The sequence below is a fragment of the Sphingobium sp. AP49 genome, assembly GCF_000281715.2.
In the GTDB taxonomy this organism is placed as follows: Bacteria; Pseudomonadota; Alphaproteobacteria; order Sphingomonadales; family Sphingomonadaceae; genus Sphingobium.
This window is the reverse complement of sequence record NZ_CP124576.1, coordinates 3,331,437-3,344,516: the sequence shown is the minus strand read 5'-3', so window position 1 is coordinate 3,344,516 and position 13,080 is coordinate 3,331,437. Positions and strand designations below refer to the sequence as shown.

General features: G+C 66.7%; 14 protein-coding genes. 3 read left to right on the top strand and 11 right to left on the bottom strand.

Features of this window, described 5'->3' with window-relative positions; translation table 11 throughout:
- Positions 1 to 43: 43 nt before the first annotated feature.
- The 5 genes from PMI04_RS15940 to PMI04_RS15920 form a co-directional block, all read right to left on the bottom strand.
- Positions 44 to 1,516, bottom strand: coding sequence for a GntP family permease (locus PMI04_RS15940; RefSeq protein ID WP_007708209.1), 1,473 nt, complete (start codon positions 1,514 to 1,516; stop codon positions 44 to 46).
- Positions 1,509 to 2,543 carry a patatin-like phospholipase family protein gene (locus PMI04_RS15935; protein WP_007708215.1) on the bottom strand — a complete coding sequence of 345 codons (1,035 nt, stop codon included), beginning with the start codon at positions 2,541 to 2,543 and terminating at the stop codon, positions 1,509 to 1,511. Before PMI04_RS15935 ends, PMI04_RS15940 begins: the two co-directional genes overlap by 8 nt.
- Before the next feature lie 124 nt (positions 2,544 to 2,667).
- Positions 2,668 to 3,315, bottom strand: coding sequence for a heme exporter protein CcmB (locus PMI04_RS15930; protein ID WP_007708217.1), 648 nt, complete (start codon positions 3,313 to 3,315; stop codon positions 2,668 to 2,670).
- Complete coding sequence (gene ccmA / locus PMI04_RS15925) at positions 3,306 to 3,911, bottom strand: heme ABC exporter ATP-binding protein CcmA (RefSeq protein ID WP_007708218.1); 606 nt, start codon at positions 3,909 to 3,911, stop codon at positions 3,306 to 3,308. Before ccmA ends, PMI04_RS15930 begins: the two co-directional genes overlap by 10 nt.
- Complete coding sequence (locus PMI04_RS15920) at positions 3,908 to 4,315, bottom strand: metallopeptidase family protein (protein WP_037485972.1); 408 nt, start codon at positions 4,313 to 4,315, stop codon at positions 3,908 to 3,910. The genes ccmA and PMI04_RS15920 overlap by 4 nt, the downstream gene beginning before the upstream one ends.
- 40 nt (positions 4,316 to 4,355) lie before the next feature.
- Here PMI04_RS15920 and PMI04_RS15915 point away from each other — a divergent pair, with 40 nt between their 5' ends.
- A complete protein-coding gene (locus PMI04_RS15915) occupies positions 4,356 to 4,646 on the top strand; it encodes a 4a-hydroxytetrahydrobiopterin dehydratase (protein ID WP_007708220.1) in 291 nt (96 codons plus the stop codon).
- 25 nt (positions 4,647 to 4,671) lie between these two features.
- On the opposite strand, the gene PMI04_RS15910 is transcribed toward PMI04_RS15915, so the two are convergent.
- The 3 genes from PMI04_RS15910 to PMI04_RS15900 all read right to left on the bottom strand — a co-directional run bounded on the left by PMI04_RS15910 (position 4,672) and on the right by PMI04_RS15900 (position 8,554).
- Entirely contained in the window at positions 4,672 to 5,163 is a 492-nt protein-coding gene (locus PMI04_RS15910) for a hypothetical protein (RefSeq protein WP_007708221.1), read from the bottom strand.
- A complete protein-coding gene (locus PMI04_RS15905) occupies positions 5,160 to 7,493 on the bottom strand; it encodes a patatin-like protein (protein WP_007708223.1) in 2,334 nt (777 codons plus the stop codon). The genes PMI04_RS15910 and PMI04_RS15905 overlap by 4 nt, the downstream gene beginning before the upstream one ends.
- A gap of 359 nt (positions 7,494 to 7,852) precedes the next feature.
- Complete coding sequence (locus PMI04_RS15900) at positions 7,853 to 8,554, bottom strand: endonuclease/exonuclease/phosphatase family protein (protein ID WP_283184798.1); 702 nt, start codon at positions 8,552 to 8,554, stop codon at positions 7,853 to 7,855.
- 89 nt (positions 8,555 to 8,643) lie between these two features.
- On the opposite strand from PMI04_RS15900, the gene radA reads away from it, so the two are divergent.
- Both radA and PMI04_RS15890 read left to right on the top strand, forming a co-directional pair.
- Positions 8,644 to 10,011, top strand: coding sequence for a DNA repair protein RadA (gene radA, locus PMI04_RS15895; protein WP_037486223.1), 1,368 nt, complete (start codon positions 8,644 to 8,646; stop codon positions 10,009 to 10,011).
- Positions 10,012 to 10,021: 10 nt separating this feature from the next.
- On the top strand, positions 10,022 to 10,546 hold the full coding sequence (locus PMI04_RS15890; protein ID WP_007709108.1) for a CvpA family protein: 525 nt from the start codon (positions 10,022 to 10,024) through the stop codon (positions 10,544 to 10,546).
- A 37-nt stretch (positions 10,547 to 10,583) separates the two neighbouring features.
- Here the strand turns inward: PMI04_RS15890 and PMI04_RS15885 are convergent, their stop codons facing one another.
- The 3 genes from PMI04_RS15885 to proB all read right to left on the bottom strand — a co-directional run bounded on the left by PMI04_RS15885 (position 10,584) and on the right by proB (position 13,055).
- The gene (locus PMI04_RS15885; protein ID WP_157178106.1) at positions 10,584 to 10,769 is read right to left on the bottom strand and encodes a hypothetical protein; all 186 of its coding nucleotides are present in this window, start codon (positions 10,767 to 10,769) and stop codon (positions 10,584 to 10,586) included.
- 234 nt (positions 10,770 to 11,003) lie between these two features.
- Positions 11,004 to 11,900: an NAD(P)H-binding protein gene (locus PMI04_RS15880; protein ID WP_007709102.1), complete on the bottom strand. Its 897-nt coding sequence runs from the start codon at positions 11,898 to 11,900 to the stop codon at positions 11,004 to 11,006.
- 24 nt (positions 11,901 to 11,924) lie between these two features.
- Positions 11,925 to 13,055, bottom strand: a complete 1,131-nt coding sequence (proB, locus tag PMI04_RS15875; RefSeq protein WP_037486221.1) for a glutamate 5-kinase — start codon at positions 13,053 to 13,055, stop codon at positions 11,925 to 11,927.
- Between the last annotated feature and the right edge of the window lie 25 nt (positions 13,056 to 13,080).

The following is a 13,080-nucleotide window of genomic DNA, read 5'->3' as shown; positions in this document are numbered from 1 at the left end:
CGGATGCGCACGCCCCTGTCGACCCGGCCAAGGGGCGAAGGGATCAGAAGCCGCCGATCGTCGACCCGATCAGGATGATGGCGACCAGCGCCGCAAGCGAACTGACGATGCCGGCCATGGCGATATCCAGATAGGATTCGCGATGAGTGACGCCGCTCAGCGCCAACAGCGTCACGATCGCGCCATTATGCGGCAATATGTCGAGCGTGCCCGACCCGATCACCGCCACCCGGTGCATGATGGCGGGATCGGTGCCGGTCTGCGCGGCGATGTCCATATAGGTCGGCCCCAGCGCCTCCAGCGCGATGGTGAGCCCGCCCGAGGCCGATCCGGTGAGCGCGGCGAGCAGGTTGGTGGCCACCGCCAGCGACACCAGCGGCCCGCCACCGATGCCCAGCACCCAGTCGCGGATCATGTGGAAGGCGGGCAGCGCCGCGATCACCGCGCCGAAGCCGACCAGGCTGGCGACGCTGATGATCGGCAGCACGGCGGCGTTGGCGCCCGAATCGATGCTGTCGCGCAGGCTGATGAGGCGTGCCTGGTTGCACAGGATGATGGCGAGCGTCGCGATCATCAGCGCGGCCGTCACTGACCATATGCCCGCAACCGCGCCCAGGCTGGTGCTGCCCCACAGCGGCTGCGCCAGGAAGGGTGCGTCCCAGGTCGGGAACACCCAGAGCGAAAGGATGAGGTTGCAACCGATCATTACGCCGATCGGCAGGAAGGCGATGGCGAGCGAAGGGCGGTCGTCGGTTGGCGCGCCCTTGTCCATCTCTGCGGGATCGAAGGTGGAGGCGGTGGTCGTATGTTCGCGCATCCGCGCGCTGTCGACCGGCGCGGCGGGGGACAGGCTGGGGTCATAGCCCTCCTGCCGCGCGGCCGCCGCCGCTTGTGCTCGCAGCAACCAGCCCAGCCCCACCGCCAGCATGATGACCGCGGCGATCAGGCCCAGGCCCGGCGCGGCATAGATGGAGGTGCCGAAAAAGGGCATGGGAATGACATTCTGGATCGCCGGCGTGCCGGGCAGGGCGGTCATGGTGAAGGTCGATGTGCCCAGGATGATGGTCGCGGGCACCAGCCGCCGGGGAATATTGCCGACGCGGAACAGCGCCTGCGCCATCGGCACCAGCACGAAGAAGGCGACGAACAGGCTGACCCCGCCATAGGTCAGGATCGCGCCGGCCAGCACCACCGCCATGATCGCGCGGCTGGGGCCGAGCCAGCCGATCATGGCATCGGCAATGGTGCGCACCGATCCGCTGTCGTTCATCAGCTTGGCGAAGATCGCGCCCAGCAGGAAGAGCGGGAAAAATTGCGCGAGGAAGCCGGCGGCGGCGACCATGAAGATCTGAGTCCAGCTCGCCAGCATCGGATAGCCTGAAAAGCTGGCGGCGATCATCGCCAGCGCCGGGGCGAGGAACAGCACGCTCCAGCCGCGATAGGCCATGGCGATCAGCGCGCCGAGCGCGACCAGTATGCCCAGGAAGCTGAGCGCGTCAGTGAGTGCATCAGACATGGGCGAGCAGCGCGTCGATATCGAGCGTGGATTGCCGGCCGATCGAATGACCATGCTGTCTCAGGAAATCGTCGGCGGCCTTGCGGCCGATGCGTTTCAGCCGCCAGAGGAACGCCCATTCGGCGTTGAGCTTGGACGAATGGCCATAGTCGAGCATCTGTGCGCTGGCGATCCGGTGGATCCGCATCTTGGCCCACTTCTCGCCTTCGCCATGGCCGGGATCGGCGACCTGGCGCAGCAGCGCCATCATCCTGATTTCCTGCAGCAGCACTGCGTTGAAGGAAATTTCGTTGAGCCGGCTGGCGATGTCGCGCGCGGCATAAAGGTCGGTGGCGCGCTCGACCGGGTTCACCTGGATCAGGATGGTGTCGTCCGAATCGCAGTCGCGCACCAGCGGGGTCAGCGTCGGATTGCCGGAGTAGCCGCCATCCCAATAGGCCTCTCCATCGATTTCCACCGCATGGAACATCGTGGGCAGGCAAGCCGAAGCCAGCAGTACGTCGGGCGTGATTTCCGCGTTGCGAAAAACGCGGGCCTGGCCAGTGCGCACGCTGGTCGCGGTGATGAACAGCTTGATCGGGCTATGCGCCAGATGATCGAAGTCGATGCAATCGTTGAGGATGTCGGTCAGTGGGTTGAAGCCCGCGGGATTAAGATCATAGGGCGAGAAGAGCCGCGCCATCAGGTCCATGCCGGTATAAACCGGCGAATAGTCGAGGGTCCAGCGTCCCATCAAGATGTCGAGCGGGCTGCGTCGGAAGGGGCTGAACATCGCTGCTTCCGATACCTTGCGCCAGAAGGCTTCGAGTGCCTTGCGCGCGCCGTGCCTGCCATCCTGCGCATAGCCGTCGACCAGTATGGCGGCATTCATCGCGCCTGCCGAAGTGCCTGAAATGCCGTCAATCTGTAGCCAGCTCTCTTCCAGCAGCCGATCAAGCACGCCCCAGGTGAACGCGCCATGGGCGCCCCCACCCTGCAGGGCCAGGTCGATCAGCCGGGATGGATGCTGCGCTTGGGGGTCTGTCATCGACGGCGCCTCCCTTTCGGCAGGAACCATGTCTCTGCCGAAAATTGTTGCGATGCAGCATCGAACCATCCCGGCGCGCCAATGTCAACGTTTCGGCAAAGACGCTTCGAGCAAAGGGGTGGGATTATTCCCGTCCTGCCCGGATTGCCGCAGCGCCCGCAATGGGGGTGATGACGACCAGCAACAGGGAAGCGGCGCCGAGAAATTTGAATGCCGCGCCACTGCCGTCCCCCAGCGTACCGGCACCGAAGATCAGAAGTGGCACCGCGAGTGGCAGAGCAAGCAGGCCGGCGAGCGCCCCGGACGAGCGCAAGCCGGCGGTCAGGGTGGCGACCAGCAGGCCAAGCGCGGCAAGCGCCGGCGTGCCGATCAGCAGGCCTGCCTCCAGTCTGGCCAGGGTCTCCCCATCGAGCTTGAGGAGCGCGGCGGCAGGCAGGGTGGCGATCATCAAGGGCGGACCAAAACCCAGCCAATGGGCGATCAGCCGGGCGAGGACGAGTATCTCTTCGCCGACGCCACGCAGGGCAATCTGGTCCAATATGCCGTTGTCCTGATCGGGCGTGATCAGCCGGTCGACGGGCAGCAGGCTGGCAAGGAGCGCTGCAATCCAGAGCATCCCGCCGCCGGTCCGGGCGAGCAGCGCGGCGTCGGGACCGATGGCGAAGGGATAGAGGCTGGCGACCAGCAGCAGGAAGGCGACGGGCAGCCACAGCCCGGCCGAGCGCCAGGCCTGGCCGAGGTCGCGCGCCACCAGGAGGCCGATCAGCCGCATATATCCTCCACGACATGGGCCGCCATGTCGATCACCACCGGCATGGTGAGAGGAAGGGGCTGGTGCGATGCAGCGACGAGGATGCCGCCGGACCCGAGATGGGCCTTCACCGCGGCGCCGAGCAACGCGATCGAGGCATCGTCGAGGCCGTTGCCGGGCTCGTCGAGCAGCCAGGTTTCCGCGCCGCTGGCAATCACGCGGGCGAGCATCGCGCGCTTGCGCTGTCCGGTGGAGAGCATCCGCACCGGGACATCGCGCAAGGCCTCCAGCGCCATCGCGTTGAGGGCCTGTTCCAGCGCGGTGTCGCTTGCCCTGTCGAGCCGCGTCCAGAAGCGAAGCGCCCGTGCCAGCGGCAATTCCATATCGAGCGCCAGCCGCTCGTCGGCCAGAGCCACATCGCCCTGTCGGTGGATCGATCCAGCATAGGCCGGCAGCAGACCCGCGCAAATGCGCAGAAGGCTGGACTTGCCGATGCCGTTGGGGCCACGCAGCAGGGCGCTGCCACCCGGACCCAAGGCCAGGTCAACGCCGGAAAAGAGCATCCGGCCGCCGCGCAGGCAGGCAATGCCCGACAAGCGCAGCGTGGCAGGGGTCATGACGCGACCATATCCTCCAGCACATGCATGTCGATGTCGGACAGGCCGAAATGGTGACCGATTTCATGCACCACGACATGGGTGATGAGGGCGTCGAGCGGCACGCCGGTTTCGACCCATTCGTCGAGCAGCGGACGGCGGAAGAGGTGGACGGTCGGCGGCAGGTCGCCGGTCTGGGCTTCGGCACCGACCGGGCGGCCGCTATACAGGCCGGTGAGGCCGAAGGGGTCGTCAATTTCCATCTCGCGCAGGATCACCTTGTCGGCGAACTCCTCGACCAGCAGGACAACGTCGGACAGATGTGAACGGAAGGGTTCGGGCAGGCGGTTGAGCGCTGCCAGAGCCAATATTTCGATATCCTGCGGAGTGGGTGGGAAGCGGAGAGGTTGACCGGTGTCAGGCATCGGGTTCACATAGGCGAAAGAAATAATCCGGGATAGAGAAATGCTTGCTCAGCTGAATGATGCCGAACGCCGGGCCGCGCTGGCGCAATTGCCGCAGTGGACGGCGGTGTCCGGGCCGGACGGCATTGCGCGGCAATTTCGCTTTCCTGATTTCGTCGCCGCCTTCGGTTTTATGACGAAAGTGGCGCTTTTGGCGGAGAAGGCGGACCATCATCCTGAATGGTCGAACGTCTACAACCGGGTCGACATCGTCCTGACGACGCATGATGCGGGCGGAGTGTCGCAACGGGATATCGACCTGGCGATGGCGATCGACGCGCTGTCGCACTGATCCGTCCCGGCTGGGGGCGCCGAACCTAGGGTTGTTCGCCCTCGATGCGGTCGTCATAGCCATGAAGCGCGGCGATCACTTCGGGCACCTTGTCGTAGCGATGCCGCAGCGTGGCCAGCTTCACGTCGGTGCCGGTGCACAGCTCGGCTATGCTTTCCTCGATATAGGCGCGGCGTTCCGCATCATAGGGTTCCTCGCCCCGGAAATGGTCGCAGCTGTCGCGATCGACCATGAAGGCGGTGACCTCGGCCGGGAAGGGCTCGGGCTGGGCCGCATCATCGGACGGCGGCAGGTCGAGCGGGAATTTCGGGGCCGGCTGGGCATGCACGGTGACGATCGGCGCAGGCTTGGACGGCGGCGTTTCGGGCAGCGTTGGCGGCGGATTGTCGAGCGGCGCGGCGCCAAGGGGCTGCTCGGTCATATTGGCCGTCTGGGCGCTGTCTTCGGACGACGCCTTGCAGCCGGTGACAAGCACCAGCGCCAGCATCATCGGAAACAGCTTAGCCCGCCCCTTCACCCGATTTCCTTCCGCAGCCCGGCGATCAGATCCGCAACATGCGGCAAGCGCGACTCTTCCTCGTCGAGGATCGCCAGAAACGCGGCCCGCCTATAGTCGTGCACGGCGCCTTCGGGAAGACGGGCTGGGGCAGGAATTGCGGAAATTACGATATCCAGCAGCCGCTCCACGCCGTGAAGCCTGCCCCACAGATAGTCATTCTCGCGATAGACCCGGCTGAAAAAGGCACCAAAATTATTGAATTCAATGCCTTTGAGCGTGGCGTTGGCACCACCTGTGCGAATTGCGGTGCAGTCTTCGGGGGAGATACGATCGACCTTGATCGGATCATATTCATCGACAGCGTCACCCTGAAGCAACGGTAGCGTGGCGATGTCGGAGAAGGGGAAGCCGAGATAGGCGAGCAACATGGTGCGGCGTCCGGCCTTGGACAGCCCGGCCAGCGCCTCGGCCAGCAGCATGTCGGCCGCCTCGTCGCGGGCACGCAGGCCGCGCACCTGCGCCATCGCGTCCAGCGCTGCGGCGGCATCGGTCGGTACCTGCGCGGCGGCAGCGCGAACATGATCCGCATAGAAATCATTGCCCTCGCATTCGGTGTAGAGGGCCAGCGCGCGATAGATGGCGTCGTGCATCCCCTGTACCGCCGGGCTGCCGCTCTCCGCCTCCAGTTCCAGCGTTTCGGCCAACCGCCGCGCCAGGAAGCGCAGGCGGCGGATGCGGAAGGCCAGGTCATGGGTGCGGAAGAACAGGACTGGCGCAGCGCCCGATCCGGCATCGTCGGTCAGTTGGTCGGCACCGATCTCGCGGACCTGCGCCCAGACCGCCTGACGATAGGCTTCGCGCATCATCGGCGCATCCTCGCCGCTCAGCTGGAACAGCCGCGCGGCCAGATCCTCGACGATGCCGGACAGTTTGAGATGGGCATAGGCGGGAAAGGCGAAGCCGGCCGAGGCGGCGGCGCGCTGCTGTGCCTTGGCGCGCCAGGCGGACAGGCGGGCAGGGGTCGGCCGGTCGAGGAAGAGTATCCGGCCGATCGCGCCCTCCACCTCCGCCTCAATGCCGGGGCGCAGCGCCTGGATGATCCGGCCCATGCGCCGGATGCGGGCGGAATGGCGGTCGATCGCCTCCAGATTGTCGCGGATCGGCTGTTCGCGCGGAATGTCAGACAGCGCGCCGAAGATGGTGCGGAAAAAGCCGGGCAGGGGCGCATTTTCGCCGGTCGGCGCGTCTTCCTCCTCGCCCTCGCGATTGAGGTGGATCGACCGGTGGCCGGGCTTGGGATCGATATAGACGAAACGGCGGTCGACCTCGCGCCGCGACGGCCGGTTCTTGAGCGCGCCGATCGCCTGGGCAAAGGGGGCGTTGGCCAACACCGATCCGTCGATCAGCACCGCGTCCTCCGCCTCGCCCCGTGCCGCCCGGCGCGGCAGCACGCGCGCCAGGAAGGCGTCGCGGCCGGGCCAGGCGCGATGGCGGCGCTTGAGCACCCGGTCCAGCTCGCGCACGGTGAAGGGCGGGAAGGCACCGGGGAAGCTGGCGGTGGCGCGCGCGGCGAAGACCAGCTCGGCTGGATCGGCAAAGCCGCTGGCGCTGCCGCCCCGGCCGCGAAAGCCGATCGACAGACGATGTTCGGTTTCGATCACCTGGGGCGGGCTGTTGAGGCTCAGGCTCTGCACATGGCCGTCGAAATCGGTGACGGTGACGAACAGGTCGAGTGGATGGCCGTCGGGCAGCAGCGACGGTCCGGCCGGGGTGGCGGCCATGGCGTCGAACGCATCGAGCAGCATGGTCGAGAATATCGCCCCGCCAAAGGGCGGCTCGAACCAGCGCGAGCGGATGAAGCGCGACAATTTCATCCGCACTTCTTCGCGCGTGTCGGGCGCGACGGTGCGCTCGACCGCGTCGCCGGGGCGGCGCGCGGCCATCCATACCAGCGGCGTCGCCCAGAATTTGGTCAGCGCGCGGGCAGGGCGGGCATCGGGATCGAGCAGTTCGTCGACATCGGCATTGTCGAGCCACAGCGCAGTGAGCGGCTCCAGCGACTGGCCGGTCTCGATCGCCTGGGCGAGGAAGATGCCGTTGATCCCGCCCGCGCTGGCGCCGGCGATGATGTCGGGCATGATGCGCAGCCGTGTGCCGCTGGCCGCCTCGATATCGGCGAGCAGCCGATGATAGACCGCCTCGCTCGCCCCCTGCGGCGCCACCCCGTCATGAAAGGCCCGGCTCGCCCGGGTGAGGTGCCAGATTTCCTTGGTGATGCCGTGCATGTAGACGGCCAGGCTGATGCCGCCATAACAAACGAGCGCGAGGCGTAATTCCTTCTCCCTCATGGGGATAGGGATCGCAAAGCCAGGGCGCCTTGTCGAGAGGCGGAATGTCCCACCCCTGTCCGAAAGCGGGAAGGGGAACTGGATGGGTTGCTAAGCAACGGCCTGTTTTTTTACTGGGAATGACGAAAATGGGTGGGGGAGCGGACTGTATGCTTACCCTCTCCCGTTTACGGGAGAGGGCGGGACCCGCGCCGCAGGCGTGGGAGGGTGAGGGTTTTCAGAAACAAGCTACCCTCATCCAACTTCGCCTAACCGGCTTTGCCGGCAAGGCTCCGTATCCTTCTCCCGCTAGCGGGAGAAGGAATGTCCACTTCTGGCCGTTTCAGACCCTCAGCCGTCCCCCAAATACGGGCGCGCCTTCACCCCAGCCGGAACTCCGCCCAGATCGGCAGATGGTCCGACGCCTTGCGCGCGGCGGCGCTTTCGTGGACGCCGCTGTCGATCAGGCGGAGGCGGCTGCAATGCATGATCCGGTCGAGCCGGGCGACCGGGCGGCGGGCGTGAAAGCTGCGGCCGCACGGCGCAAAGCTGTAATGGCGGGCAAAGTCGGCCAGGCAGCCGCGCTCGGCGCTCCATTCGTTGAGGTCGCCCATCAGCACCGTCGGCAGCGCATGGCCCTGCGCCGCGGCATGGATCACCGCCGCCGCCTGCTTGCGCCGCCACAGGCCCGACAGGTCGAGATGCATGCCGAACACGCGCAGCGTGGCACCCTTGATCGCGACCTCCGCCATGGTCGCGCCGCGCGGTTCCAGGCAGGGCAGGTGCAGTACGTCATAGGCGGCGACCTCGGCCTCCTTGCGGACGATGATGGCATTGCCGTGCCAGCCCATGCTATCGGTCTGGACATTGAGTGGCACCGGCTTGTAGCCGCTCTGGCTGTCGAGCAGCAGCGGCGGGATCGCGGCATGGCGGATGCCAAAGCGCCGGTCGGCCTCCTGCAACGCGATGATGTCGGCATCCACCTCGTTCAGCACGTCGATCACCCGCTCGGGCGAGCGGCGGCGGTCGGTGCCGATGGCCTTGCGGATATTATAGCTGGCAACGCGGATCGTGGCGGACATCCTCCCTCAATGCGCCAGCCGCGCCGGGGTTTCCAGCCTCTATGCAAGATCGCGTTTGTGTTCCTTTTATGTTCTGTTATGCGTGGGCCATGGCCAAGGCAAAGCGCAAATTCGTCTGTCAGCAATGCGGCACCGTTACCGGCCGGTGGCAGGGGCAGTGCGAGGATTGTGGCGAATGGAACAGCATTGTCGAGGAAGCGGCCGAGACCGTCTTTTCCGCCCGGCATGACCTGCAGGGCGGTGGCCGGGCGATCACCCTGGTCGGGCTCGACAGCAAGGTGGAACTGCCGCCCCGGACCAGCACCGGCATCGCCGAGTTCGACCGGGCGCTGGGTGGTGGCATCGTACCGGGTTCGGCAACGCTGATCGGCGGCGATCCGGGCATCGGCAAGTCGACGCTGCTGCTGCAGGCGGCGGCGCGGGTCGCCGCGCGCGGGCTGACCGTCGCCTATATCAGCGGCGAGGAAGCGTCGGACCAGGTGCGGCTGCGCGCCCAGCGCCTCGGCCTTGGCAACGCCCCGGTGCAACTGGCGAGCGCGACATCGGTGCGCGATATCCTGACGACGCTCAGCGAGGGGGTGCCGCCCGCGCTGCTCATCATCGATTCGATCCAGACCATGCACAGCGACCTGATCGAGGGCGCGCCCGGCACCGTCAGCCAGGTGCGCGCATCGAGCCAGGAACTGATCAAATTCGCCAAGCAGCGCGGCACCGCGCTGATCCTGGTCGGCCATGTCACCAAGGATGGCAGCATCGCCGGCCCGCGCGTGCTGGAACATATGGTCGACACGGTGCTGGCGTTCGAGGGCGAGCGCAGCCACCAGTATCGGATCCTGCGCGCGATCAAGAACCGCTTCGGCGGCACCGACGAGATCGGCGTCTTCTCGATGGTCGCCGAAGGGCTGGAGGAGGTCGCCAATCCGTCCGCCTTGTTCCTCACCAATCGCGACGAGACGGTGACGGGCGCCACCGTCTTCCCCGCGCTGGAAGGGACGCGGCCGGTGCTGGTCGAGATCCAGGCGCTGGTGGTGCGGCTGTCGAGCGGGGCGACACCCCGGCGCGCGGTGGTCGGCTGGGACAGCGGCCGGCTGGCGATGATCCTGGCCGTGCTGGAGGCGCGCTGCGGCCTCAGCTTCTCCACCTGCGAAGTCTATCTCAACGTCGCGGGCGGTTATCGCCTGTCCGACCCGGCCGCCGACCTGGCCGTCGCGGCTGCCCTGATGTCGGCGCTCTCGGAACGGCCGGTGCCGGCCGATGTCGTGCTGTTCGGGGAGGTCGCGCTGTCGAGCGAGATCCGTCCGGTGTCGCATACGCCGCTCAGGCTCCGTGAATCGGCGAAACTCGGCTTCAACCGCGCCTTCGTGCCGGCGTCGGGCGCGGACGGGGTGAAGGGGATTTCGGTCAGCGGCTTCCGTACCCTGTCGCAGCTGGTTGACCAGATGCTCGGGCGCGGATAGCCAGCGCGGCATGAACGCCGTCGATATCCTCGTCCTCCTCCTCATCGGCGGTTGCGCCATATTCGGCCTGCTGCGCGGGTTCGTGACCGAAACCCTGTCGCTGATCGCCTGGGTCGCGGGCATCTTCGCGATCAGCCTGTTCCATGCCTCCGTCACCGAGTTGCTGACCAGCTTCGTCGGCAGCGAGAGCGGGGCGGCGGTGCTGGCCTTCTTCCTGATCTTCGCCGTCACCTTTGGCGCTGGCAAGCTGCTCGCCCGCGCGATCGGCCAGCGCACCCGCCAGTCGGTGCTCGGCCCGATCGACCGGGTGCTGGGCGGCGGCTTCGGCGCGATCAAGGGCCTGATCGGCGCGACCCTGGTCTTCCTCGCCTTCAGCCTCGTCTACGACACATTCTACGGCAGCGGTGCGCGCCGCCCCGACTGGCTGTCCGACGCGCGCACCTATCCGCTGCTCAATGCCAGCGGCAAGGCGATCAGCGAATTTGTCGACGAACAGCGCGCGCAGAAGCCGGCCGAACCCGACCCGGCCGGCTGACCGGGGAGGGTGGAAGAGCGGACGGGGTTTTACAACGTCATCCCAGCGAAAGCTGGGATCTCTTTTTTCTTTCAGGAACATCGCAAAAAGAGGTGAGATGCCAGCCTTCGCTGGCATGACAGGGTTTGGTCGTTAGCGGCCCTATCCAATCCGCCATCCCCGCATCGCGCTGTCCTACACCGGATTTCCCTGTTTTCATCTGCGCCATGATGTTGTCGATCATCCCGTGTCCGCCATCGATGCCACGGGCGCGCTGCGGGTGCGTCGCTGTCGCGTCACAGGCGCGGGGGTGGCGCCTTGCCGGCGCGCGCGGGGCGCATTTGCCGGACCTGCCTAGGCGCGTGACAGGCGCGCGGGTGGTGCATCATAGGCGCAAAGCTGGCGCAAACGCCCCCAATAGGGCGTTTACACTGTGAACTTCGGTCGTGACCCGCGCAGGCTTGCGTCCTCGGGCCGCCTACAGCCAGCCCTTGGCGCGATAGGCGTCGACCGTGGCCTTGAGACCATCCTCGGTCGCGATCTGCGGTGTCCACAGCCGCTTGGGCGGCTGTTTGCGCTTGGCGACGACCCAGTCGGGATGGCAGAAATAGTCGACCCGGTCCGGTGTCAGCTTGGCATTGCGGCCGCGCACCAGCCGGTCGATCCGGGCGGCGGTGGCCAGCAGCCATTGCGGCGTGGCGAAGGTGCGGACATTGCGGCCGACGGCATGGCCGATCGCCCGGCCGAAATCCTGATGGTCCCAGCCGCCCGGCGTGCCGTCATCGACCTCATAGGTGCGGGTCTGGCTCTGTTCCTTTTCGCAGGCGAGGGTCAGCAGCAGCCGGGCAAGGTCGGCGACATGGATCACCGACAGCCGGCCCTCGGGCGGCAACAGCATGATGCCGCGCTTGGCCATGCGGAACAGTTCCAGCATTTCCTGGTCATTGGGACCATAGATCGCAGGCGGACGGACGATGGTCCAGTCGAGGCCACTGGCCTTCACATGGCGTTCGGCCAGTTCCTTGGACCAGCCATAGTCGGACATGTCGGGTTCGCGCGCGGCGAGCGAGGAGACATGGACCAGCCGGCGCACGCCCCGTTTGCGCATGGCATCGACCACCGCCATCGTGCCGCGGGCGTTGCCGGCCTCGAACCCGTCGCGATCGGGCGCGTTGACGACGCCGGCGATGTGGATGACGACGTCGGCATCGCGCACCAGCGTGTCGAGCGCGGCGGCATCGTCGAGCGATCCCGGTACCCATTTGAGATGGGCGCGCGGCGGCTGCGCCCGACGGGTCAGCGCATTGACCTGGAGACCGGCGGCCAGCGCCTGATCGAGCGTTTCGGCGCCGACGAAACCCGTCGCGCCGGTCATGGCAATTCTAAGGGACATAATGGGTCAGACCATCGCCATATGATCGCGATGGACCAGCACGGAACGTGGCATTTCACCCAGCAGGGCGGCAATGTCCTCGCTGCGGCGGCCGGCGATCTTCGCGGCGGCCTCGCTGTCATATTCGGTCAGGCCACGGGCGATCACCCGGCCATCCTGGTTGAGAATGTCGACCACGTCGCCGCGCGCGAACACGCCCTCGACCTGCGCGACGCCGGCCGGCAGCAGGCTGTTGCCCTTGCCCAGCGCCGCTTCGGCACCGGCATCGACGATGATCCGGCCGAGTACGGTGAGGCGGCCGGACAGCCAGCCCTTGCGCGCGCCCTGGCTTTCGGCGGCGAGGAAGATGGAGCCACGACCGCCATCGGCCCAATGGCTGAGCGGCGCGTCGACCTTGCCCGAGATGATGGCGAGATGGGCGCCGGCGCCGGTGGCGATCTGTGCCGCCTGGATCTTCGACACCATGCCGCCCGATCCCATGCCCGAAGCGGAGCCGGTGTCGGCCATGGCGGTAATGCGCGCGTCGATGCGCTCTATCCTCTCGATCAGCATGGCATTCGCATCGGCGTGCGGGTTGGCGGTGTAAAGCCCGTCCACGTCCGACAGCAGTACAACCGCGTCGGCCCGTGCCGCCTGTCCGATGCGCGCAGCCAGACGATCATTGTCTCCAAAGCGGATTTCCTCGGTTGCGACGCTGTCATTCTCGTTCACCACCGGCACGACATCCAGCGCCATCAGCCGCTCCAGCGTGGCGGATGCGTTGAGATAGCGGCGGCGATGCTCCAGATCGTCGAGCGTCACGAGCATCTGCGCGGCGGTGATGCCTTTCTCATGCAGCAGGCTGGCCCAGCATTGCGACAGGGCGATCTGGCCGGTGGCGGCCGCTGCCTGTGCATCCTCCAGGCTGCCGCGCCCGCCCTTGGGCAGTTTCAGCCGGCGCGCGCCCAGCGCGATCGCGCCCGAAGACACGATGATGACCTGCTGCCCGGCGGCCTTGCGCGCGGCAACATCGGCCACCAGCGTGCGCAGCCAGTCGACGCGCACTTCCCCCGCCGGATCGACCAGCAGCGCCGACCCGATCTTGATGACCAGGCGGCGGACCAGGGAAGGGGGGAAGCCGGACAGCGAAATGGACACTAATGGAACATCCGAAAGACGGGGA

Bases quoted from the DNA above. Each gene is read 5' to 3' on its own strand.
- radA (WP_037486223.1), top strand. From the start codon at position 8,644: ATGGCCAAGGCAAAGCGCAAATTCGTCTGTCAGCAATGCGGCACCGTT.
- PMI04_RS15890 (WP_007709108.1), top strand. From the start codon at position 10,022: ATGAACGCCGTCGATATCCTCGTCCTCCTCCTCATCGGCGGTTGCGCC.
- PMI04_RS15930 (WP_007708217.1), bottom strand. From the start codon at position 3,315: ATGCGGCTGATCGGCCTCCTGGTGGCGCGCGACCTCGGCCAGGCCTGG.
- PMI04_RS15915 (WP_007708220.1), top strand. From the start codon at position 4,356: ATGCTTGCTCAGCTGAATGATGCCGAACGCCGGGCCGCGCTGGCGCAA.
- PMI04_RS15920 (WP_037485972.1), bottom strand. From the start codon at position 4,315: ATGCCTGACACCGGTCAACCTCTCCGCTTCCCACCCACTCCGCAGGAT.
- PMI04_RS15905 (WP_007708223.1), bottom strand. From the start codon at position 7,493: ATGAGGGAGAAGGAATTACGCCTCGCGCTCGTTTGTTATGGCGGCATC.
- PMI04_RS15900 (WP_283184798.1), bottom strand. From the start codon at position 8,554: ATGTCCGCCACGATCCGCGTTGCCAGCTATAATATCCGCAAGGCCATC.
- PMI04_RS15885 (WP_157178106.1), bottom strand. From the start codon at position 10,769: ATGATCGACAACATCATGGCGCAGATGAAAACAGGGAAATCCGGTGTA.
- PMI04_RS15940 (WP_007708209.1), bottom strand. From the start codon at position 1,516: ATGTCTGATGCACTCACTGACGCGCTCAGCTTCCTGGGCATACTGGTC.
- PMI04_RS15935 (WP_007708215.1), bottom strand. From the start codon at position 2,543: ATGACAGACCCCCAAGCGCAGCATCCATCCCGGCTGATCGACCTGGCC.
- PMI04_RS15880 (WP_007709102.1), bottom strand. From the start codon at position 11,900: ATGACCGGCGCGACGGGTTTCGTCGGCGCCGAAACGCTCGATCAGGCG.
- ccmA (WP_007708218.1), bottom strand. From the start codon at position 3,911: ATGACCCCTGCCACGCTGCGCTTGTCGGGCATTGCCTGCCTGCGCGGC.